General features: G+C 64.9%; 23 protein-coding genes. 15 read left to right on the top strand and 8 right to left on the bottom strand.

Annotated features, from left to right (window positions below):
• On the bottom strand, window positions 1-799 hold a 799-nt coding region (gene zapE / locus RJQ10_RS07050), incomplete at its 3' end, for a cell division protein ZapE (RefSeq protein WP_350145026.1).
• Between the two features lie 198 nt (window positions 800-997).
• Here zapE and RJQ10_RS07045 point away from each other — a divergent pair.
• On the top strand, window positions 998-1,462 hold the full coding sequence (locus RJQ10_RS07045) for a Z-ring associated ZapG family protein (protein WP_350145024.1): 465 nt from the start codon (window positions 998-1,000) through the stop codon (window positions 1,460-1,462).
• A gap of 9 nt (window positions 1,463-1,471) precedes the next feature.
• Here the strand turns inward: RJQ10_RS07045 and RJQ10_RS07040 are convergent, their stop codons facing one another.
• On the bottom strand, window positions 1,472-2,233 hold the full coding sequence (locus tag RJQ10_RS07040) for a Nif3-like dinuclear metal center hexameric protein (RefSeq protein ID WP_350145022.1): 762 nt from the start codon (window positions 2,231-2,233) through the stop codon (window positions 1,472-1,474).
• 97 nt (window positions 2,234-2,330) lie between these two features.
• Here RJQ10_RS07040 and RJQ10_RS07035 point away from each other — a divergent pair, with 97 nt between their 5' ends.
• On the top strand, window positions 2,331-3,446 hold the full coding sequence (locus tag RJQ10_RS07035) for a S1C family serine protease (protein ID WP_350145020.1): 1,116 nt from the start codon (window positions 2,331-2,333) through the stop codon (window positions 3,444-3,446).
• A gap of 12 nt (window positions 3,447-3,458) precedes the next feature.
• Here RJQ10_RS07035 and hisD read toward each other — a convergent pair whose 3' ends face one another.
• From hisD to RJQ10_RS07010, 5 genes are all read right to left on the bottom strand, one after another.
• The gene (hisD, locus tag RJQ10_RS07030) at window positions 3,459-4,748 is read right to left on the bottom strand and encodes a histidinol dehydrogenase (protein ID WP_350145018.1); all 1,290 of its coding nucleotides are present in this window, start codon (window positions 4,746-4,748) and stop codon (window positions 3,459-3,461) included.
• Window positions 4,748-5,383, bottom strand: coding sequence for an ATP phosphoribosyltransferase (gene hisG / locus RJQ10_RS07025; protein WP_350145017.1), 636 nt, complete (start codon window positions 5,381-5,383; stop codon window positions 4,748-4,750). Before hisG ends, hisD begins: the two co-directional genes overlap by 1 nt.
• A 7-nt stretch (window positions 5,384-5,390) precedes the next feature.
• Window positions 5,391-6,653 (bottom strand): UDP-N-acetylglucosamine 1-carboxyvinyltransferase, encoded by a 1,263-nt coding sequence (gene murA, locus RJQ10_RS07020; RefSeq protein ID WP_350145015.1) that lies wholly within the window; start codon window positions 6,651-6,653, stop codon window positions 5,391-5,393.
• A 25-nt stretch (window positions 6,654-6,678) separates the two neighbouring features.
• Entirely contained in the window at window positions 6,679-6,921 is a 243-nt protein-coding gene (locus tag RJQ10_RS07015; protein WP_350145013.1) for a BolA family protein, read from the bottom strand.
• Between the two features lie 119 nt (window positions 6,922-7,040).
• Complete coding sequence (locus RJQ10_RS07010; RefSeq protein WP_350145011.1) at window positions 7,041-7,706, bottom strand: MlaC/ttg2D family ABC transporter substrate-binding protein; 666 nt, start codon at window positions 7,704-7,706, stop codon at window positions 7,041-7,043.
• A 161-nt stretch (window positions 7,707-7,867) separates the two neighbouring features.
• Between RJQ10_RS07010 and RJQ10_RS07005 the strand changes: the two genes are divergently transcribed.
• The 13 genes from RJQ10_RS07005 (at window position 7,868) to yjgA (ending at window position 18,025) form a co-directional block, all read left to right on the top strand.
• The gene (locus tag RJQ10_RS07005) at window positions 7,868-8,845 is read left to right on the top strand and encodes a calcium/sodium antiporter (protein WP_350145009.1); all 978 of its coding nucleotides are present in this window, start codon (window positions 7,868-7,870) and stop codon (window positions 8,843-8,845) included.
• A 14-nt stretch (window positions 8,846-8,859) separates the two neighbouring features.
• A complete protein-coding gene (locus RJQ10_RS07000) occupies window positions 8,860-9,837 on the top strand; it encodes a KpsF/GutQ family sugar-phosphate isomerase (RefSeq protein WP_350145007.1) in 978 nt (325 codons plus the stop codon).
• A 1-nt stretch (window position 9,838) separates the two neighbouring features.
• Window positions 9,839-10,375: a KdsC family phosphatase gene (locus RJQ10_RS06995; protein WP_350145005.1), complete on the top strand. Its 537-nt coding sequence runs from the start codon at window positions 9,839-9,841 to the stop codon at window positions 10,373-10,375.
• Window positions 10,375-10,935 (top strand): LPS export ABC transporter periplasmic protein LptC, encoded by a 561-nt coding sequence (lptC, locus tag RJQ10_RS06990; protein ID WP_350145003.1) that lies wholly within the window; start codon window positions 10,375-10,377, stop codon window positions 10,933-10,935. The genes RJQ10_RS06995 and lptC overlap by 1 nt, the downstream gene beginning before the upstream one ends.
• The gene (gene lptA / locus RJQ10_RS06985; protein ID WP_350145001.1) at window positions 10,916-11,524 is read left to right on the top strand and encodes a lipopolysaccharide transport periplasmic protein LptA; all 609 of its coding nucleotides are present in this window, start codon (window positions 10,916-10,918) and stop codon (window positions 11,522-11,524) included. Before lptC ends, lptA begins: the two co-directional genes overlap by 20 nt.
• 3 nt (window positions 11,525-11,527) lie before the next feature.
• Window positions 11,528-12,199, top strand: coding sequence for an LPS export ABC transporter ATP-binding protein (gene lptB / locus RJQ10_RS06980; RefSeq protein ID WP_350144999.1), 672 nt, complete (start codon window positions 11,528-11,530; stop codon window positions 12,197-12,199).
• A 128-nt stretch (window positions 12,200-12,327) separates the two neighbouring features.
• Window positions 12,328-13,830, top strand: a complete 1,503-nt coding sequence (locus RJQ10_RS06975; protein WP_350144997.1) for an RNA polymerase factor sigma-54 — start codon at window positions 12,328-12,330, stop codon at window positions 13,828-13,830.
• 106 nt (window positions 13,831-13,936) lie between these two features.
• Complete coding sequence (hpf, locus tag RJQ10_RS06970; protein ID WP_350144995.1) at window positions 13,937-14,224, top strand: ribosome hibernation-promoting factor, HPF/YfiA family; 288 nt, start codon at window positions 13,937-13,939, stop codon at window positions 14,222-14,224.
• A gap of 9 nt (window positions 14,225-14,233) precedes the next feature.
• The gene (locus tag RJQ10_RS06965) at window positions 14,234-14,692 is read left to right on the top strand and encodes a PTS sugar transporter subunit IIA (protein WP_350144993.1); all 459 of its coding nucleotides are present in this window, start codon (window positions 14,234-14,236) and stop codon (window positions 14,690-14,692) included.
• Window positions 14,693-14,702: 10 nt separating this feature from the next.
• Entirely contained in the window at window positions 14,703-15,557 is an 855-nt protein-coding gene (gene rapZ / locus RJQ10_RS06960; protein ID WP_350144991.1) for an RNase adapter RapZ, read from the top strand.
• An 11-nt stretch (window positions 15,558-15,568) separates the two neighbouring features.
• Window positions 15,569-15,838, top strand: coding sequence for an HPr family phosphocarrier protein (locus RJQ10_RS06955; RefSeq protein ID WP_350144989.1), 270 nt, complete (start codon window positions 15,569-15,571; stop codon window positions 15,836-15,838).
• A 284-nt stretch (window positions 15,839-16,122) separates the two neighbouring features.
• Window positions 16,123-17,475, top strand: a complete 1,353-nt coding sequence (gene mgtE / locus RJQ10_RS06950) for a magnesium transporter (RefSeq protein ID WP_350144987.1) — start codon at window positions 16,123-16,125, stop codon at window positions 17,473-17,475.
• Window positions 17,468-18,025 carry a ribosome biogenesis factor YjgA gene (gene yjgA / locus RJQ10_RS06945; RefSeq protein WP_350144985.1) on the top strand — a complete coding sequence of 186 codons (558 nt, stop codon included), beginning with the start codon at window positions 17,468-17,470 and terminating at the stop codon, window positions 18,023-18,025. Before mgtE ends, yjgA begins: the two co-directional genes overlap by 8 nt.
• Here yjgA and RJQ10_RS06940 read toward each other — a convergent pair.
• On the bottom strand, window positions 17,962-21,888 hold the full coding sequence (locus RJQ10_RS06940) for a YhdP family protein (protein WP_350144983.1): 3,927 nt from the start codon (window positions 21,886-21,888) through the stop codon (window positions 17,962-17,964). The two genes, yjgA and RJQ10_RS06940, sit on opposite strands and share 64 nt — an antisense overlap.
• Window positions 21,889-21,993 lie beyond the last annotated feature (105 nt).

The following is a 21,993-nucleotide window of genomic DNA, read 5'->3' as shown; positions in this document are numbered from 1 at the left end:
AGAGTTCGCTGAAATCGAACCACACCACATCGTCCGCCAGGCTGCGGCAACGGATCTGGCGGCCATTGATCAGGAGGTTCTCCCCGGGCTGCCCCGGGTGGGGCGCCAGGCGCTCAAAGCTATGTTGCAGGCTGCGGTCAGCACCCTCGTCGAGCGGGTAGTGGTACAGCTCGGCCTGCTCCAGGGTGCGCAGCCGATAGTCGATACCCGCATCCACGTTGATCACCCGGGTATGGCGCTCCAGCAGGGCAATGGCGGGCAGGAACCGCTGCCGCTGCAGGCCGTTCTCGTACAGGTGGGCAGGTTCGATATTGGACGTGGCGACCAGGGTCACCCCGCGGGCAAACAGCGCCTCCATGAGCCCGCCGAGGATCATCGCATCGGCAATATCAGTGACGAAGAACTCGTCAAAGCAGATCACGCGGGCCTCCGCCGCAAGCCGGTCCGCGACCAGCAACAGGGGGTTTTTCTCCCCCCCCAGCTGTTTCAGCTCGGCGTGTACCCGTTGCATGAAACGGTGAAAGTGCACCCGCAGCTTGGCTTCCAGCGGGAGGCATTCGTAGAACGTGTCCACCAGGTAAGTCTTGCCGCGGCCGACGCCGCCCCAGAGATAGAGCCCCTGCTCGGGCTCCTGCACCTGCCGCTGCCAGAACTGCCACCAGCGCCGCGGGCGAGGCTGCCGCGCCAGCAGGCGCTCGTACAGGTCCTGCAGCAGGCGCACCGCCGCCTCCTGGGCGGGGTCGCGGGAAAACCCTTCCCGTTGCAAATCGGCCTGGTAGCGCTGCCAGGGGCTGGTCAAAATCTGGCTCAAGCGGGTATCCGGTCAGAGTCTGGTAGTGATATCGGCGGCACACTCTAACGATGCCCCGGGTCCTTGGCAACCGAGGCCACCCTCGGCCGGGAAGCCGGGTGCTGCCGAAAATGCTACAAAACGAGACCTGGGGCCCCTGGTCTCGGTATACTGGGACGGCCCCAATCGCTGGCTAGAGGAATTCCCGTGTATAGTTTGACGATACTTGTCGCCACCGGCGCCGTAACACTCCTGGTTGGCCTAGGCCTCGGCGCGCTGCTGGGCCGCCGCACGTCCGATGATGGACAGCGCCTGCGCGAGACCGAGCGCAAACTGGACCAGCTGAGCCAGGACAAGCGCGCCTACGAGGAAGAAGTGGTCGAGCACTTTACCCAGACCGCGGCGCTGCTCAATTCCCTGACCGAAAGCTATCGCAATGTGCACAACCACCTTGCCACGGGCGCCGAGGCACTGTGCCAGGAACGGGGCCCGGTCTCGCTGGAGCGGCTACAGAGTCGTACCGATGACGCCGAAATCCCCGCCCACCTCGCCCGTATCCAGCCGCCGCTGGATTACGCTCCCAAGGCATCGCCGGAAGAAAAGGGCATGCTCAACGAGGAGTTCGGCATCGAGCGTGCGCGCATTCGGGAGGCGCGGGACGCCGAGGCCTGAGGCCATTGCTCAAACCGGGTTGTCGATGTCCACATACCGGTGCTCCAGCCCGTACCGGGCCGCCAGGTGCTCCCCCAGGGCCTGAACCCCGTAGCGTTCGGTTGCGTGATGGCCCGCGGCGACAAACTGCAGCCCCTCCTCGCGGGCAATGTGCACCGTCTGCTCCGATGCCTCCCCCGTGAGAAACAGGTCAGCGCCCGCGGCGACCGCGGCGCCAATATAGGACTGGGCGGCGCCGATACACCAGGCAATGCGCTGTACCGGACGGCCCGGGTCACCAATGTGCAGCGGAGCGCGCCCGGTCAATGACTCCAGCCGCGCCACCAGGTCTGCGGCTCGCAGGGGCTGCGGCAGACGGCCCACACTGCCCACGGATTCGGGGCTTGCCGCATCCAGGTGTTCCGGATCCAGAATCCCCAGCAGAGCGCCGAGCCGCGCGTTGTTGCCGAGTTCCGGGTGGGCATCCAGGGGCAGATGGTAGGCCAGCAGGCTCATGTCATGCCGCAGCAGGGTACCCAGCCGACGACGCTTCATGCCCACCACCGGCTGGGCCTCGCCCCGCCAGAAGAAACCGTGGTGCACCAGAACCAGGTCCGCTTCCAGTTCGGCCGCGGCGTCCAGCAGCAACTGGCAGGCGGTGACGCCGCTGACGATACGCTGCACGCCCGGACGCCCCTGCACCTGCAGTCCATTGGGACAGTAATCGCTGAAACGACTCGCCTGCAGGAGTTCATCGGTATAAGTGACCAGTTGCTGCAGATCGACAGGCATAATGCAATTCCGGGACAGATGATGGCGGGTTCAGAGCTGCTGTATCGCCCGCCATAATATACAATGCAGGCGCGAATCGACACACGGCCCCTGCTCTATGATCAACAGCCTGCGTTTTATGATGTGGCCAGCCATCGCCGGCCTGCTGGCAGCGCTGCTGATCCTGGACCGCTGGGTGCTGCCGCGCCCCGCAAACGTCAGCGCCAGTGGCGCCACGGCGAGCTACGCGCCCGCCGTGCGCAGCGCCACCCCGGCGGTCGTCAACATCTACACGGCGAAACTGGTGCAGTCCCGCAGCAACCTGTTGCGGGACGAATTGCTCTCCCGCCGCCTCGATGCAGCTCCCGCACAGCGACAGCGTATCGAACGCTCGCTGGGCTCCGGCGTGATCATGACCGAAGAGGGGCACATTCTCACCAACAACCATGTCATTGATGAGGCCGACGCCATCCAGGTGTTGCTGCACGATGGCCGCTCGGCCAATGCGGTGGTCATCGGCACCGACCCGGCCACTGATCTCGCGGTGCTCCAGGTGCAGCTGCCAGACCTGCAGCCCATCGCCATCGCGGATTCCGACAGCGCCCGTGTCGGCGACGTCGTGCTCGCCATCGGTAACCCGCTGGGCTTTGGCCATTCGGTGACCCAGGGTATTGTCTCCGCCCTCGGCCGCTACGGCCTGCAGCTGTCGGTCTACGAGGACTACATCCAGACCGATGCCACCATTCACCTGGGGAATTCCGGCGGTGCGCTGATCAACGCCCGGGGCGAACTGCTGGGGATCAACACCCTGATCTACACGGGCACCGACCAGTCCCGCGGCGTCTCCACCGGCATCGGCATCAGCCTGGCGATTCCGGCCAATATGGCGCTGTTTGTGATGGCTGATCTGATCCGCTACGGCGAGGTTATTCGCGGCTGGCTGGGAGTGAGCGTGGCCCCGGTGCGCGGCCTGAACGAACAACAGCCGGGCCTGCAATTGCTGGAGGTCACCGCCGTGGCCACCGACAGTCCCGCCCAGCGGGCAGGGGTCATGGTCCGGGATATCATCACCCACATCGACGGCGAGCCGGTTCGCGATGGCCGCCTGACAATGCACCGCATTGCCCAGCTGCGGCCCGGCGACAAGATCGACATTACCGTGGTGCGCAACAACCAGACCCTGGACCTGCAGGCTATCGTCGGCACCCTGCGGCAGTCGCCAACGTCCGGATAGCCCCGGGCCGGATTACTTCAGGCGATACTCGGCGCTGCGGGCGTGGGCAGTCAACTGCTCACCCCGCGCCAGCACGGAGGCAATCCGCCCGAGGGACTGCACCCCCTGCTCGCTGCACATGATCAGTGAACTGCGCTTCTGGAAGTCATAGACCCCGAGCGGCGAGAAGAACCGCGCTGTGCGCGAGGTGGGCAGGACGTGGTTGGGACCGGCGCAGTAGTCCCCCAGGCTTTCCGATGTGTAGCGACCCATGAAGATCGCCCCGGCGTGACGCACCGCACCCAGCAGAGCTTCCGGGTCGGCCACTGAAAGCTCCAGGTGTTCCGGCGCCAGCTGATTGCTGACCGCCACGGCCTCAGCCAGGTCACGGGTGAGGACCATGGCGCCGCGGCGCTCCAGGGAAGCGCGGATGATGTCCGCCCGCTCCATGGTGGGCAGCAGCCGCCGGATGCTGGCCTCCACCCGCTCCAGGTAGCCGGCGTCGGGGCAGAGCAGAATGGCCTGGGCATTCTCGTCGTGCTCGGCCTGGGAGAACAGGTCCATCGCCACCCAGTCGGGGTCGGTTGAGCCGTCGCAGATCACCAGGATCTCCGAGGGTCCCGCCACCATGTCTATCCCCACCCGCCCGAACACCTGGCGCTTGGCGGTGGCGACAAAAATGTTACCCGGGCCGACGATCTTGTCGACTGCGGGCACGGTGGCGGTACCAAAGGTGAGCGCCGCCACGGCCTGGGCACCGCCGAGGGTGAAGATGCGGTCGACTCCGGCGATGGCCGCCGCCGCCAGCACCAGGTCATTGAGTTCGCCGCCGGGAGCCGGCACCACCATGATGATCTCGCCGACCCCGGCCACGTGGGCAGGCAGCGCATTCATCAGTACCGAAGACGGATAGCTGGCCTTGCCACCCGGCACATAGATACCAACCCGGTCAAGGGCCGTGATCTGCTGGCCCAGCAGATTGCCCTCGGCGTCGCGATACTGCCAGCTGTCCTGGCGCTGGTGCTCGTGGTAACTGCGCACCCGGATCGCGGCCTGCTCCAGCGCCTCGCGCCGGGCGAGTGGAATCGCGGTCAGCGCCGCGTCAATACGGGCCCGGGGAATTTCCAGCTGCGCGGCACTGTCCAGTTGCAGGCGGTCAAAGCGGGCGGTGTACTCCAGCAGCGCCGCGTCGCCGCGGGCCCGGACATCTGCGAGGATTCCGGCGACGGTCTGCTCCACCGCCACATCCAGCCCCTCCTCCCAGTCGGTCAGCGCCGCCAGGCGCGCGGCAAAATCCGCATCGGTTGTGGCCAGCCTCTGCATCAGCTACCCCCGGTCGCGGTCGCCAGCCGATCCACAAGGTTCTGGATCGCGCGGTACTGGGAGCGCATGGCCGCCTTGTTGACGATCAGGCGGGAACTGATGCGGGCAATTTCGTCCAGTGGCTCCATGCCGTTGGCGCGCAGGGTATTGCCGGTATCCACGATATCCACGATGAGGTCGGCCAGGTTCATCATGGGCGCCAATTCCATGGCTCCGTAGAGCTTGATGACGTCGGCGTGCACACCCTGGGCCGCGAAAAAGCGCCGGGCTATGTTGGCGAACTTGGTGGCGACCCGCACCCGGGCACCGCTGCCCTGCCACCCTACTGGCCCGGCGGTCATCAGCCGACAGCGGGCGATACCCAGGTCCAGGGGCTCGTAAAGCCCCTCGGCGCCGTGCTCCAGCAGAATATCCTTGCCCACCACGCCAAGGTCGGCGGCGCCGTGGCGCACATAGGTGGGAACATCGGTGCCACGGATGACCACCAGCTGCAGGTCGGGGCGCGTGGTGGCAAACACCAGCTTGCGGCTGCTGTGGATATCTTCCAGCGGCTCAATACCGGCCTGCGCAAGCAGCGGCAGGGTTTCCTTGAGGATGCGGCCCTTGGTCAGGGCCATGGTCAGCGGCTTGCTCATCTCCACCTCAGCTCGACAGGCGGCGGATATCCGCCCCCAGGGTCTGCAGCTTTTCCTCTATCCGTTCATACCCCCGATCGATATGGTAGATGCGGTCGATGACGGTTTCGCCCCGGGCGACAAGCCCGGCAATCACCAGGCTGGCGGATGCGCGCAGGTCACTGGCCATAACCGGGGCGCCCTGCAGGAACGGTTGCCCGGTAATGATGGCGGTGTGCCCCTCGATCACGATATGGGCTCCCATGCGATTCATCTCGTGGGTCTGGATCAGGCGGTTCTCGAACACGGTTTCGGTGACCGTCGCCGTGCCCTCGGCAATGGCGTTCATGGCGGTGAACTGGGCCTGCATGTCGGTCGGGAAACCGGGATAGGGAGCGGTCTTCACGCTCACCGCCCTGGGCCGCTTGCCCGCCATGTCCAGCGACACCCAGTCCTCGCCCTGCTCAATCCGGGCGCCGGCCTCCTCAAGCTTGGCCAAAACCACTTCCAGGGTGTGCGGGCAGGTCCCCTTCAACAGTACCCGCCCCCCCGTTGCCGCCGCCGCGACCAGGTAAGTCCCGGTCTCGATGCGGTCGGGCATGACCGTGTAGTCGCAACCGTGCAGACGCTCGACGCCTTCGATAACAACGGTGTCAGTGCCGTGCCCCTTGATCCGGGCGCCCATCGCTATCAGGCACTCTGCCAGGTCCACTACTTCCGGCTCACGGGCTGCATTTTCCAGCACCGTGCGACCATTGGCGAGGGTGGCGGCCATCATCAGATTCTCGGTGCCGCCAACCGTCACCGTCTCCATCACGATACGGGCACCCTGCAGCCGCCCTTGGACTTCGGCGTTGATATAGCCGTTGTCCACACTGATGGTGGCGCCCATGGCTTCCAGGCCCTTGAGGTGCAGGTCGACCGGGCGACTGCCAATCGCGCAACCACCGGGAAAGGAGACATGGGCCTTGCCGAAGCGGGCCACCATCGGTCCCAGCACCAGGATCGAGGCGCGCATCGTCTTGACCAGCTCGTAGGGCGCCGAAAAACCGGTCAACTGCCCGGCATTGACCTCAATACTGAGCTTTTCGTCCAGGGTCAGATCAACGCCCAGGCAACCGAGCAGCTCGATCATGGTCGTGATGTCATTGAGGTGCGGCAGATTGCGAATGGTGACCAGGTCTTTCGTCAACAGCGTCGCCGCAAGAATGGGCAGCGCGGCGTTCTTGGCCCCGGAGATGCGCAACTCCCCGTCCAGGCGCTGCCCGCCGCGAATAGCCAGTTTGTCCACTAGTTGCTCCTGATGAGACCGGGCCTCAGGCGCCAGCCTGCCACTGCCCGGGGGTAAAGGTGCGGATACTGACCGCGTGGATACTGCCGTCGGCTATCTGTTCGTTCAAGGCCGCGTACACCAGCTGCTGGCGCTGGACCGGGCGCTTGCCCTCGAAGACCTCACCAATCACCGTGATTTCATAGCGATTGCCGGCGCCCTCAACCTGGACCTGGCACCCGTCGAGGTGCGCCTCCAGCAATGCCGTTACCGTCGCTGCGTCCATCATTTCTGTTCCTCTGGCAAGCTGCCCCCGCGGGGCAAAAGACGCGCATTCTAGGAGAATTCAACCGCCAACGCGAGGGCGGGGCTGCCGGGACATGCCGCAGCCAGCCGCCAGCAGCTGCCTCAGGTTTCTATTTCTACCGCGGTCCAGCCTGCGATCACCTGATCGAGATCACCCCCGTGCTTGCGGGCAGAGGATTCGAACTGGCTGCGGTAGATCTCCCCGAGATTGACGTTCTCGATGACCATATTGCGCAGCTTCCAGGCACCGCTTTTTTCACGACCCATGTGGTAAACCAGCACATAGGGCTCGGCGCCATCGTTGAAAATCAGCTGCCGCACCGCAACCCGCGACCCCGCAGCCTCTTCCTCGCTGAGCGCCGGCACCTCGATCCGGGAACCGCCGAAGGCGAGCAGACCCTTGCCGTAGGTGCGCACCAGGCCGACCCGCATGACCTCGGTGAAGCGCTCCAGCTGTTCGCGCAACTGCTCACGACCCCCGGCGTCCAGGGAGCGGTAGCGCTCGCTGCTGGCGTACGGCCCCATCACGCCGCGGGCAAAGCCGCGGAAGTCGACCACCGAGTCGAGAATCTCCTGCAGCTGATCGTAGAAACGGTCCGGCTCGGCATCGACGTAGGCCTGCGCCTCGTCCACCGCCGACATCACCGCCTCGGTAGCCTGGCGCACCACTTCATGGGGCCCCTCCGGCGGGTCTGTGTCCACGGCATGGGCCAGGGTGGTGCCAGCGGCCAGTAACAAGGCTGCGGCAAGATGCAGCAACTGCTTCATAAAGTGATCCCTGAATTGAATTACAAGTTTGCTGGCGCTCTGTATACTGCCGCCCTGCTCCCCGCGCCGGTCAAGCCCGCCGGAGTTCGCATTTTGACAAGCTCCCGGGGGTACAGTTCAATAGCCCGGCCGCCGCGTACTTTAACAGGATTTCCAGCCTTATGCTGTTAGCCACAGCCGCTATTCTTGTCGGATTTATTGTCTTGATCTGGAGCGCCGACCTGTTCATAGCCGGCGCCGCCGCAATCGCCTCCAACATGGGCATGTCGCCCATTATCATCGGCCTGACCATTGTCTCCATCGGCACTTCGGCACCGGAAATCCTGGTTTCGGTTACCGCAGCGCTGTCGGACGCGGGCGAACTCGCCATTGGCAACGCTATCGGTTCCAACATCGCCAACATCGGCCTGGTGCTGGGCGCAACCCTGATGATCGCCCCCATGACGGTGCAAGCGGGCTGCATGCGGCGGGAGCTGCCGGCACTGCTGATGGTGACCCTGGGCACTGCACTGCTGATCCTCGATGGTGTGCTGTCGCGGGTAGACGGCCTGATCATGCTGGCAACCCTGACCGTCATCATGACCCAGATGGTGCGCAGCGAAGAAACTGACCCGGACCTGCTGGAGGAAGTCTCGAGCATCACGGCGGAGCCACCGCGCATGGGCAAGGCGTGGCTCACCTTCCTGCTGGGACTGCTCCTGCTGGTGGCCAGCAGCAGGCTGTTGGTGTGGGGCGCTACCGAAGTCGCAGAGCAGCTGGGCGTATCACAGCTGGTGATCGGTCTCACCATCGTGGCCATCGGAACCAGCCTGCCGGAACTGGCGGCGACTATCGCCAGCGCCCTGCGCGGGCACACGGATATCGCAGTCGGCAACGTCATCGGCTCCAATCTGTTCAACCTGCTGGCGGTGATGGCGATCCCGGGCCTGATCACTCCCGAGGTCCTGGAGCCCCTGGTACTGTACCGGGACTACCTGGCCATGACCGCCATCACCGTGCTACTGGCCGCAGCAATCTTCCTCAGCCGCAACCGGCGCAAATCCGGCGGTGGCGGCCACGCCTATCTCGGCCGCTCGGTCGGCATGCTGTTACTCTCGCTATACGCCCTGTACTATTACTGGCTGTATCGGACCCGCTGAGCCACCTGGCCACCATGCACGCAAACGACCACGACAGCTACGTTGCATCCGCGCGGCGCACCATCCGCATGGAGTGCGATGCCGTGAGCGCGCTGGAGCAGCGCATAGACGGCGCCTTCGTCAAGGCCTGCGACCTGCTGCTGGATATCCGCGGCAGGGTGATTGTCACCGGTATGGGCAAGTCCGGACACATCGCCAGCAAGATTGCCGCCACCCTGGCCAGCACCGGCACTCCGGCATTCTACGTACACCCGGCGGAGGCCAGCCACGGCGACATCGGCATGATTACCGCCGATGACGCCGTCATTGCCCTGTCCAACAGCGGCCGCTCACCGGAAGTGGTCACCCTGCTGCCGCTGCTCAAGCGCCTCGGCATCCCCCTGGTCAGCATGACCGGCGACCCGCGCTCGCCGCTGGCGGAAGCTGCGGATGCGCATCTGGACACCGGCGTCAGCATCGAGGCCTGTCCGCTCAACCTGGCGCCCACCTCCAGTACCACCACGGCCCTGGTCATGGGCGATGCGCTGGCCATAGCGCTGCTCGAAGCACGCGGCTTCACCGCTGAGGACTTCGCGTTCTCCCACCCCGGTGGCACGCTTGGCAAGAAGCTGCTGCTCAAGGTCGAGGACGTCATGCACACCGGCGCCGCCATCCCCAGAGTCCAGGCCGACACGGTGCTGGCTGCCGCCCTGCTGGAGATCAGCCGCAAGGGCCTGGGCATGACTACGGTCACCGATGCCGATGACCAGCTGCTGGGTATTTTCACCGACGGTGACCTGCGCCGGGCGCTGGACGAGGATGTCGACGTTCGCAGCACCCGGATCAACGCCCTGATGACCCGCGACGCCAAGACCATCGCACCCAATATGCTCGCCGCGGAAGCCCTGCGCATCATGGAAGAGAACAAGATCACCTCGCTGGTAGTCAAGGACGGGAGCCACATGGTGGGCGTACTCCACCTGATGAGCCTGTTGCACGCGGGCATTGCCTGACATGGTCCCGACTGACATTTCCGCTGCCGCAACACTGGCACAGGGTATCCGCCTGCTCGCACTGGACGTGGACGGGGTCCTGAGCGATGGCCGCGTGATCTACGCCAGCGATGGCAGCGAACTCAAGGCCTTCAATATCAAGGATGGCCTGGGTATCAAGCTGCTGCAGCGCACCGGCATCACCGTGGCTATCATTACCGGACGCAGGTCCGATGTTGTCGGGCGCCGGGCGGCTGAACTGGGTATCACGCAGTTGATCGAAGGCCGTGAAGACAAGCTCACTGCCCTGCGGGAGCTGTGCGCGGGCCTGGACCTGGACCTGGCCGAATGCGCCTACATGGGTGATGACCTGCCCGACCTCGGAGCCATCAGGGCCGCCGGCCTCGGCCTGACCGTAGCGGACGCGGTGGCCGAGGTGCGGGAGGCAGCGGACTGGTGCAGCGCCGCGGCAGGTGGCGCGGGGGCCGTGCGCGAGGCCTGTGAATGGCTGCTGCGGCAGCGAGGCGAGTGGCCGGCGATACTGGCGGGGTTCAACTGATGGGAGGCAGCAGACGAACCTGGGTTCTGGCTTCCGTGCTGGCCCTGTTGTCGGCCTGGTACTGGTCCCTGGTGGGAGACGGCGGGATTGAACGGTCCCCGGGGGGCGGGGCCGCGGAGGTCGTGCAGACCTACCTGGTCAACACCCGCAGCCTCGCCTTCGCCGAGGATGGTGCCCTGGCCGAGGTCATGGAAGCCTCGCGTATCGAACACTTTGCCGCTGACGATGTCTCAAGCCTGCAGCAACCGCGCTTTTATTCGCACGATGGCAACGACCGCACCTGGGCGGCGGCGGCCGAACAGGGCGAACTCAAGCACCGCACCAGCATGCTGCTCCTGAGTCACAACGTGGTGCTCAGCAATGACCAGTCAGGGGGCACCCTGCAGGCACAGGCCATGGCACTCGACCTGCGACTGCGCACGGCCAGCTCCAAGGTCCCCGTAACCGCAGAAATGGATGGTAACGTCCTGCAAGCGGACGGCATGTTCGCCGATCTCGCCAATGAAACCATCCTGCTGCAGCCCAATGTGGAGGGCATCTATGTTCCGACTGGCCCCTGACCCGGGACGCGCGTCCCGGCGCTCGCTGCGGGCGGCAATTGCCGCGGCTGCCTGGCTTCTGGCCGCGGGCGCCAGCGCCCTGCCCGAGGACCGGCAGCAGCCCATTCGCATCTCCGCCGACCAGGCACTGCGGGACGAGCGGCAGGGATTCACCGAATACACCGGCAACGTGCGGATGCAGCAGGGGAGCCTGCGGATCGAAGCCGAGAAAATTACCGTGTTTCACCAGCAGGTGGCCGCGGATCGCATACTCGCCGAGGGCAGTCCCGCCCGCCTGCAGCAGCAACCGGAGGCCAGCAAGGGCATTGTCCACGCCGCCGCGCAGATCATCGAGTACTTCAAAGCGGAGGACCGGGTGCATTTGAGCCGGCAGGCACGGATAGAGCAGGAGGGCTCGATCGTCACCGGCAACACGATTGACTATTTCATGACCGAGCAGAGGGTGCGGGCCGACGTGGCCGGCGGGAAGACGGCGGCCGGGTTGAGGTCGTCATTCCGGCGCAAGCCCTTGAGGGTGGAGAGCAGGACGGAGCAGCCAGTGGCGCAACTGAGAGCGAGTAACCTGGCCAAGGCCTACCGCGGGCGCTAGGTTGTGGTGGACGTCTCGCTGGAACTCAGCAGCGGGGAAGTAGTGGGACTGCTGGGCCCGAATGGCGCCGGCAAAACCACCTGTTTCTACATGATCGTGGGTATTATCGCCGCAGACGAAGGCAGCATTGAACTCAACGGCGAGAATATCACCCGCCTGTCCATGCACGAGCGCGCGCGCCGGGGGCTCGGCTACCTGCCCCAGGAAGCGTCGATCTTCCGCAAGATGTCGGTGGAGAACAACCTGCTGGCAATCCTGGAAACCCGCCCGGACCTGAACCGGGCGGAGCGCCACAGCCACTGTGATCGTCTGCTCGAGGAGTTCCATCTCACCCACCTGCGCAGCAACCTCGGGCAATCCCTGTCCGGCGGCGAACGTCGCCGGGTGGAGATCGCCCGGGCACTGGCCACCGAGCCCGATTTCATCCTGCTGGACGAGCCGTTTGCCGGGGTTGACCCGATTTCAGTGAGCGACATCAAGGACATCATCACCCACCTGCGCAAGCGCGGTATCGGAGTCCTGATTACCGATCACAATGTGCGCGATACCCTGGATATCTGCGAGCGGGCGTTCATTGTCGGAGAGGGGCACATCATCGCCGATGGCACTGCCCAGGAAGTGCTGGACAGTCCACGGGTACGCAAAGTCTACCTGGGCGAGCACTTCCGCCTGTAGCGCCGGCACCGGGACAGAAAGCCGCCTAGCAAAATTCACGCCATCCTGTTGCGCGCCGCCATAAGCCGGCGCTACACTCAGCCGACAGCCTCCTCCGAGATGGTATCCGGGATGATTTCTCCACGCCGATGAAACAGTCGCTACAACTCAAGCTCGGCCAACAGCTGACCATGACTCCGCAGCTGCAGCAGGCTATCCGGCTGCTACAGCTGAGCACCCTGGACCTGCAGCAGGAAATCCAGCAGGCCCTGGACAACAACCCGCTGCTGGAGGTCGCGGAGGAGGATTTCGAAGCTGACGTCGAGGTGGACAACACCACTCGCCTGGAGCGCAGCAGCGACCAGTCAGGCGATAGCCTGATGGAAAGTCTGGAGGGCAAGGGCGCGGAAAGCCAGAGTCTCGCCGAGGACTGGCAGCCCGGAAGCCTGCCAGAGGAACTGCCGGTGGATACCCAGTGGGATGACCTGATGCCCACGTCCTCCGCGCCCGCCGGCAACGGCGATGAGCTGTTCGACGGAGACTACGACAGCCGCAACAACGCCACCGAGAGTCTGCAGGACACGCTGCGCTGGCAGCTCAACCTCACCCGCCTGTCGGACACGGACCGGGTGATTGCCCTGGCCCTGATCGATGCGACGGACAGCAATGGCAGGCTGCAGAGCAGCGTGGAGGATATCCACCAGGCGCTGACGCCGGAGCTGGATATCGACGTCGAGGAAGTTATCGCGGTCCTGCACTGCCTGCAGCAATTTGAACCCGCCGGCGTGTGCACCCGTGACCTGCAGGAGTGCCTGCTGGTCCAGCTGCAGCAAAAGCCCGCCAACACCCCCTACCTGGAGCAGGCCAGACTGATGGTCAGCCGCCACATGGCGCAACTCGGCAGCGGCGACTACAAGCAGATCATGCGCCGCATGCGCCTGAATGAAGACCAGCTCAAGGCGGTGCTTGACCTGATTCGCTCCCTGGATCCCAATCCGGGCGAAAACGTGGGCGATGACACCACCGAATACGTAGTTCCCGATGTGTTTGTCAGCAAGCGCAATGGCCGCTGGGTGGTCGAACTCAATCCCGACATTGCGCCCCGCTTGCGCATCAACGAAAGCTATGCAAGCCTCATCAAGCGGGCGGACAGCAGCGCCGACAACACTTTCCTCAAGGACAACCTGCAGGAAGCGCGCTGGTTCCTGAAGAGCCTGTACAGCCGCAACGAAACGCTGATGAAGGTGGCCAGCAAGATTGTCGAGCACCAGCGCAACTTCCTGGAATACGGCGAGGAGGCCATGAAGCCGCTGGTGCTGCACGATATCGCCAACGCGGTTGAGATGCACGAGTCCACCATCTCCCGGGTTACAACGCGCAAGTACATGCACACCCCCCGCGGGATATTCGAGCTGAAATATTTCTTCTCCAGCCATGTGGGTACCACAGCCGGCGGCGAGGCCTCATCCACAGCCATCAAGGCCCTGATTCGCAAACTGGTTGCCGCGGAAAACCCGCGCAAGCCCCTCAGTGACAACAAAATCGCGGCCCTGCTGGAAGAGCAGGGCCTGCAGGTAGCGAGGAGAACGGTAGCCAAGTATCGGGAGATGCTGCTGATCCCGCCCTCCAACGAGCGCAAGAGATTGGTCTAGAATGCCAGAGTACTGCCTAGCAGTGCGTTACCCGGCGGCCGCCAGCAGGCGGGCTCGCCAGTTCCGGGGGTAACAGCCCGGGTTTCCGATGAAAAAGGAGTCAGGTATGCAATTAAATGTCAGTGGTCACCACGTTGAGGTCACCAACCCGCTGCGCGAATACGTGGAAAGCAAGTTCGAGCGGCTCCAGCGACATTTTGACCAGATCACCAACACGGACGTGACCCTGATCGTCGAAAAAATGGTGCAGAAGGCCGAGGCCACGATTCATATCTCAGGCGCGGACATTTTCGCCGCGGCCGAATCCGAAGACATGTATGCTGCGATTGACGCGCTGGCAGACAAGCTGGACCGCCAGCTGATCAAACACAAAGAAAAGTCCCGAGGTCACTAGGATCCAATCATGCAAGTTCTCTCCGAACTGCTGTCCCCCGTGCGCACGGTCTGCCGTGCGCCGGGTACCAGCAAGAAAAAACTGTTTGAGATCCTTGCCCGGGTCATCAGCGAAGACAACCCCCATCTCGTAGACACCGATATCTTCGCCCAGTTGATTGCGCGAGAACGCCTCGGCAGCACGGGTCTCGGCGCCGGTATCGCCATTCCCCACTGTCGCATCGCCAACTGCAGCGAGCCCATAGGCTGCCTCGCCACCCTGGAAGAAGCCGTCGATTTCGACGCCCCGGACGACATTCCCGTGGACATACTCTTCGTCCTGCTGGTCCCGGAGGAGGCGCACCAGGCCCACCTGGACATCCTCGCGCGGATTGCACGACTGTTCAGCCAATCAGATTTCTGCGAGCAACTGCGCAGCGCCGCCGACTCGGAAACCCTGTACCGGCGCGCCACCGGCTGGACTGCCTGAGTTGCCGCTCATGCAGCTGGTCATTATCTCCGGTCGCTCCGGCTCAGGGAAAAGTACCGCCCTGCACCAGCTGGAGGACGAAGGCTACTACTGCATCGACAACCTGCCGGTGGCTCTGCTGCCGGCGCTGGTAGAAGAAGCCAGCCGGCCCGAGTTCGCACATTTCCGCGGTGTCGCTGTCTGCATTGACGCCCGCAACGCCTGGCGCAATCTCGAGGACTTCAGTGCCATTGTCGAGTCGCTGCCCGACAGTGTGAACAGCGAGATCCTGTTTCTCGACGCCCAGGACAGCGTCCTGATCAAGCGTTTCAGCGAAACCCGGCGCAAACACCCCCTCAGCGGCGAACGGATGCCGCTGGCCGAGGCGATTGAGCGCGAGCGGCAGTTACTTGAGCCCATCGCCAGTGCCGCCGCCCTGGTGCTGGACACCAGCCAGATGACCATTTACGAATTGCGGGACGCCATTCGTCAGCGCCTGGTGGGCGACCTGTCCGGGAGCATGTCCATCCTGATCCAGTCCTTCGGTTTCAAGCGCGGGGTACCTACCGACGCCGACCTGGTATTCGACGTGCGCATGCTGCCAAATCCCCACTGGGTGAAGGAGCTGCGGCTGCAGAACGGAATGGACCAGGACGTGATTGAATTCCTGGAACAACAGCCGCTGACCGGAGAGTTGTTTGACAGCATCAGCCAGTATCTTGACCGCTGGCTACCGCACTACCGGGACAGCAACCGCAGCTACATGACCGTGGCCATCGGTTGTACGGGTGGCCAACATCGGTCAGTATATCTCGCGGCCAGACTGTTCCGGCATTACCAGCAGCAGTATCCGCAGATCCACATTCGACACCGGGAGCTGCAATAGCAGCGGATACTGTGATCCAGACAAAAGTCACAATCATCAACAAACTGGGGCTGCATGCCCGGGCTGCCGCCAAGTTCGTCGGCTGTACCACGGCCTATGCCAGCACGGTGCGGGCGGGTCGGGACGGCCAGATGGTGGACGGCAAGAGCATCATGGCCGTGATGATGCTGGCTGCGGGACAGGGCACCGTGCTCGACCTGGAGATTGATGGCGAGGACGAGAACGCGGCCCTGGTCGCTCTGCAAAACCTGATCGAGAACCGCTTCGACGAGGGCGAATAGCACGGTCCCGCCCCTCACCGGTCACAGCTCACCGGCAGCGCGCCGCTGACGGGATCTCGCTGACGGCAGCTGGTCGGCGGCACATCGCTGGCCGCACCTCGCTGGCAGCACCTCGCCGGCAGCACCTCGCCGGCCACGCCTCGCCGGCCACACCTCGCCGGCCACGCCTCGCCGGCCACGCCTCGCCGGCCACGCCTCGCCGGCCACGTTGTTACGCGGGGCGCTTTGCCCGATAATTGCCACTGCGGATCCACCGCAGCAGACTACAGCGGATTCCTGTCCCCATGGCCCAGCGTTCCACGACATCACAGGCTAGACTCGACCGCCTGGCCGACGCCCTGGGCAGTGGTACCTTTGCCGACGTCAAGCGTATGCTCAATGGCCTGCCGGCCGCTGACGTCGCCCATCTGCTGGAGTCCTCGCCGCCCAAATTCCGCCACATCCTGTGGCAGATGGTGGAGCTGGACAACGAAGGCGACGTCATCAACGAGCTCGGCGACGAGCTGCGGGCCCACTTCCTCAGCGACATGGACGCCGCGGAAGTCGCCCAGATCACCGAACACTTGCAGGACGACGATCTCGCCGACATTCTGCAGCAGCTGCCGGACCGGATAACCCGGGAAGTCCTCGACTCCATGGACCACCGGGACCGGGCGCGCCTGGAACAGGTGATGACCTATCCGGACGATACCGCCGGCGGCCTGATGAGCACGGATACCATCACCATCCGCCCGCCGCTGACTTTCGATGTGGTGCTGCGCTATCTCCGACGGCACACCGAGATCCCGGCCATGACCGACAATCTCATCGTGGTCAACCGCAACGATCAGTTCATCGGCCTGCTGCCGCTCAACACCCTGCTGGTTTCCGACCCCTCCTCCACTGTGCGCGAGATGATGGTGACCGACATCGCGCCGATCCCGGCCTGGATGCCCGACGACGAGGTGGCGCGCCTGTTCGAGCGCAACGACTGGGTGTCAGCGCCGGTGGTGGACGACAACGGCCGCCTGCTGGGCCGGATCACCATCGACGATGTGGTGGATGTCATCCGCGAGGACGCCGATCACTCCCTGACGTCCATGGCGGGCCTCGCCGAGGATACCGACACTTTTGCGCCGGTAGTGCACACCGCCAGCCGCCGGGCGGTGTGGCTTGGTATCAACCTGGCTACCGCCTTTCTCGCCGCCTCGGTCATCAACCTGTTCCAGGACACCATCGAGAAAGTGGTGGCGCTGGCGGTACTGATGCCGATCGTAGCGTCAATGGGCGGTATCGCCGGCACCCAGACCCTGACCGTGATGGTCCGCGGCATCGCCCTGGGCCAGGTCAGCAAGAACAATGAATCCTGGCTGATCAACCGTGAAGTCGCGGTAGGCGCGCTCAACGGCATGCTCTGGGCATCGGTAGTGGCCGCCGCCGCCTCACTCTGGTTCGGCGACTGGCACCTGGGCCTGATCATCGCCCTGGCGATGGTCATCAATCTGGTCACCGCCGCCTTCACTGGAGCGGCCCTGCCGCTGTTGCTGAAGCGGATGAAGATCGATCCGGCGCTAGCCGGCGGCGTCGTCCTGACCACGGTAACGGATGTGGTGGGATTTTTCTCTTTCCTCGGCCTGGCGACCTGGTTCTATGCCTGACTACGATTCCGACGACGACTACGCATACACGGACGAAGCTCCCAGTAAAAGCGAGCTGAAGCGGCGCATGACCGCCCTGCAGGCTCTGGGCGAGACCCTGACTGGCCTCAGTGACAAACAGCTGCGCAAGATTCCGATTGACGATCAGCGACTGGCCGAGGCAATTCAGGAAGCCCGGCGGATCACCTCCAACAGCGCCCGCAAGCGCCATCTGCAGTTCATCGGCAAATTAATGCGCGATATCGATGCCGCGCCGATCGCCGAAGCCCTCGCCGCCCTCGACCGTGAGCGCAATCAGCACGCGGCACGGTTCCAGGGCCTGGAGCAGGTGCGCGACCGCCTGCTTGAAACCGGACTGCCGGGGATAGAGGATATCGTCAACCGCTGGCCGCATGCCGACCGTCAACACCTGCGCCAGCTGCTGCTGCAGGAGCAGCGCGAGCGCCAGCGCAACCAGGCGCCCGCTGCCCGGCGCAAGCTTTTTCGCTATCTCAGGGAGCTGGACGAATCCGCGGCAGAGTCGGATGAGGATTCAGCCCCGGAAGACTGAGCCGGCGCCCCAGCCTCCGGCGCAGTCTCCCCGCTGTCGCCCTCTTCTTGCCCGACCCGGCTCCCTCCGGTGTCGAAAATGCGGTCCAGGCGGATCTGCGGATCGTCCCAGGTGCCGGTTATGCCATACACGGCACTGGATAGCTGGGACACCTGCTTTTCAAACAGCTTGCTGACCACGAAGACGCCCGCCGCTACGGGCAGCCCCGCGGTCAGTGCCGCCACCCAGGGCAGGTTGCTCGCCACCGGGAGAGTAGCGACCAGCTCGCCATTGAGACTGCGGGCAGCGATGTCCGAACTGCCGCTGAAGCGGAAGCCGGTGGCGGCGCCGGCAACCTCGAGGCGCGGCACTTCTATCTGGCCCATGGCAAAATTCACATCCCCTTGCATGCTGTCAAAGGGAATGCCGGACTCAAACAGCTGGCTGAGGCTCAGGCGCTGGATGATGTCGGCGAGGTTGAGAATGCTGACCACCCGCAGTGTGCCCGAGGCACCCGCCGAGGCGGTCAGGAAACGCCCCTCCTCCACGGCCACCGACAACATGCCACTGCTGGCCGCGAGAGCAAACTTCTGCGGCGCTCCGGGCCAGCGCAGATCGAGGCCAAAGCGCCCGCTACTCGTTTCCAGGATGCGCTCATAGTCCAGTGCGGCAAGAGTGTCCCCGAGATCAGCGGCGAACAGCTCCGCCTGCAAACGGGTGCCCTCCCCCGTCCACAGCAGGCTGCCCGGAGTCTCCTCCGGCAGCCTGAAGCCCAGCAGTTCACCGTGAATCCGCCGCACATCCAGGCGATCCGGGCCGGGCTCCAGGGTCAGGGACAGTTCCCCCAGGGGTCGCGCTCCGCGGTGTAAATCGGCGATATGAACATCGATTGCGGGCCAGTCACGGAATTGCCCGGGCTCGGCTTCACCGCCCCCGCCGCCACCCAGTCCCGATAGATCCAGGTGGGCCAGGTCGACGCGGGCGGTGGCGAGGTCGCCGGCGACCGTGGCCGCACCCTGCACCCAGTCGGTTTCCAGGCTAACGCGCCACTGGTCGGGCTCCTGTTCGAGGTCGAGAAGCACTCGCTGCCAGTCCTGGCCCCGTAGCTGCAGGCTGTCGACCAGAAGGTCCTCCACGGTCAGGCGCAGATCTCTGGTTGCCTGCACTTCCGCCGATTGCCCGGACAGGCTCGCCAACAGCGACTGCCAGGCAGCGACATCGAGCAGCGCGGCATGGCCGGATACGCGCAGCCGACCCGGCAGCAGCGGCAGGGAACGATCCTGCAATCCCAGCGCCGCGCTCTGCAGGCGCCCGTCGCCGATGCTCAGCTGCGCGTGCCAGCGCCGCCCTCCGGTCAGCTCCAGCCGCAGTGGCCTGGCGCCGAGCTCGGCCTGCAGGGAGAACGGCAGCGCTGAGCCAGCGGGCTTGGCCCAGGTCGCCGGCAGGTCCAGCGCCAGCCCCAGCAGGTCGGAGTTGAGTTGCAGCCGTGGCAAGCTGCCCGGCGCAAAATCCAGGCTGCCGTTGAAACTCGCGGCACCGCTCACCAGGGGCGGCAGCACGGGTCCTAGCCACTGGCGCAAGTCATCCACCTGGACAGCAGATGCAAAGGTGAGCTGCACCGGGGCCATGCCGCCCGCGCTGTCTCCCGCCTGCTTCCCGGTCGCGGGCAGTTGCCGCAGAGCCAGATCCAGAGGCCGCTCCCAGAGACTGGCCGTCATCTGCTCAGCCCTGAAGCCGGAGGCGGAGTTGTAGGAGAGTATCCCGCTGATATCCTCGAGCTGCAGGTTGCCCGGCTGGATCTCCAGCGCCCCGTCGCTTACCGCGATCTTCAGGTCCACCACCGGCGGAGGCGGCTCCTTCGCCAGCTGCAGCTGCAAACGGATATCCGCATCCATGTTCCCACGGGCCTGCCACTCTGTCAGCGCACCCCGAAGGCTGGTCCCTGCCGGTGACTGGTTCAGCACCTGGAGGCCGTCGCCGGCGCCACCCGCCAGACTGGCGGCAATGGCCAGACGCATGCCGCCATCGGCATGACGCCAGGCTTCCGCGGACAGCGCCTTGATATCGGTGTCGTAGAGACGCGCCTTGTCCGCCCAGACACTGACGTTGGTGTCATCGATCAGCACGGTACCCTGCACGTCTGTCAGCACCGGCCAATCGGGGTGATAGGCCAGCTGCCCATCGCGGACCTCGAAGAACAGTTGTACCGTGCGCAGCGGGGCAGCGCCGGGCCGCAGGCTGCCGCGCCAGAGGAACGCGCCGGCGTCCACCAGCCCCTGCTCCAGACTGGACTGCAGCCAGGCGAGCAGATTTTCATTCAGAAGGTACGGCAGGTAGCGGGCGCGATAGCCGGCGTCGGTGTCACGCAGCCCCACCAGCAAGTCCATTTCCACACCCGCAGTGCTGGCGGCGAAGGGGACATGAAGCCCCAACAGGGCCCTTGCCATGCCCTCCTCACCCACCGCGGTCAGCAAACCGCTGTGCAAGCGCAGGCCGTCCGCGTCCCAGCCCATATCCAGAGTGCCGAACAGTTCGCGATAGGCCAGCGGCTCGCGGTACACCGTGGGGAAATCCAGCACCACGTCGTCGCTGTCCAGAATCAGCTCCCCGGCGCCGGGCTCCAGGTGCAGAAAACCGCGGGCTCCGGAAACCCCCGGGGCGCCGCGCCAGGACTGGAGCGCCAGCTCCTCGAAGCCCAGTTCCAGCGACCATCCCCTGGAACTGGAGGTGACATCCTCAAGGTAAAGTTGCAGCCCACCGAGACTGCCGCTGGGCGCCAGCTCAGTCATCGCCTCCGCGAGTGCCGGTGGCAACAGTCGTGCCCCGCGCAGCAGATCGCTGCTATCCGCCAGCGGCAGCCCGCTGCCACGAACACGCAGGGAGTCTCCCCAGAGGTCAAGTTGCAGTCGGGGCAGGGCAAATGCCTCACCTTCGTAGCCAATCTCCACGTCAGAGGTGAACAGGGTCAGGCGCTGGCCGCGCCGCTGCAGACTGGACTCCAGCCGCAGCGAATCCAGGGGCAGGGACCAGGCGTCACTGTCGCTTTCCAGCAGGAGCTTCGCGCCCGCCAGGCGCAACTGCAACCCGGAGATTCCGCCCGCCCAGGCGAGCCAGCCCTCCACCACAGCGCCACCGGTGGCGCGGAGCGGCAGCGCCTGTCCCAGCAGCGGCTGCCAGCGAGACAGCTGTTTCAGGTCCACCAGGTTGGCGCGAGCGTAAACGTCACCGGTATAGTCGTCCGGCGCCAGCGGATTGCCCACTCCATCCGCCAGGATCAGCAGCTGGGAGCCATCCACGGAGGCCAGCTCTGCCCGCAGCTGGCGCCGGCTCCCGTCCCGCAGCAGGGACAGGTCCAGCGCCAGTATTTCCTGCTCACCATTGGGCAACTGCAGCTGCAGGCTATTGGCCACAAGCACTACCCGCTCGATGTCCAGCAGCAGGGCCTGCAGCCAGGCCGCCGCGGTACCGCCGCCGCCACCTATCCCCTGCAGCTGGAAGCGGCCATCGGCAGCGAGCTCCCCCGTCAGCAGCAGGTCCTCCAGCCGCAGGCGGCTGAACCGCAGAGAGCGGCTGATCATGCTCTGCCAGACATCCAGCGTCACCCGGCCGCCACCCAGCAGCAGCGGTTCGCCGTCGGAAAACCCGAGACGCAAGCCCTGGAACACCAGAACCGGGCTGAAACCGCGCCACTCGGCAGACAGTTTTCCCTCCTCTATCGCGAAGGGCGCGCGCGCATTTACCTGTGCCACCAGCCAGTCCTGGTTCTCACCGACCATGGAAACCAGCAGGCGGCCACTGCTGACAAATACCGCCAGCAACACCACGAAGCCGACTATGCCGCCCCAGAGGACACTGCTCAGACGCTGGTAAGCCGACACTGTCACGGGTTCACCAGCGCCTCACGGACGCACCGCTGAAGGCAGAGCAACACGGCCACTGCCAGCACATTGGGGACAGGGCTGCAGCAAGAGGTCGGCCAGCGGCGGCCG

The sequence above is a fragment of the Haliea sp. genome (assembly GCF_040222615.1).
In the GTDB taxonomy this organism is placed as follows: Bacteria; Pseudomonadota; Gammaproteobacteria; order Pseudomonadales; family Halieaceae; genus Haliea.
The sequence above is the reverse complement of the archived record's forward strand: the minus strand, read 5'-3'. Positions and strand labels throughout refer to the sequence as shown.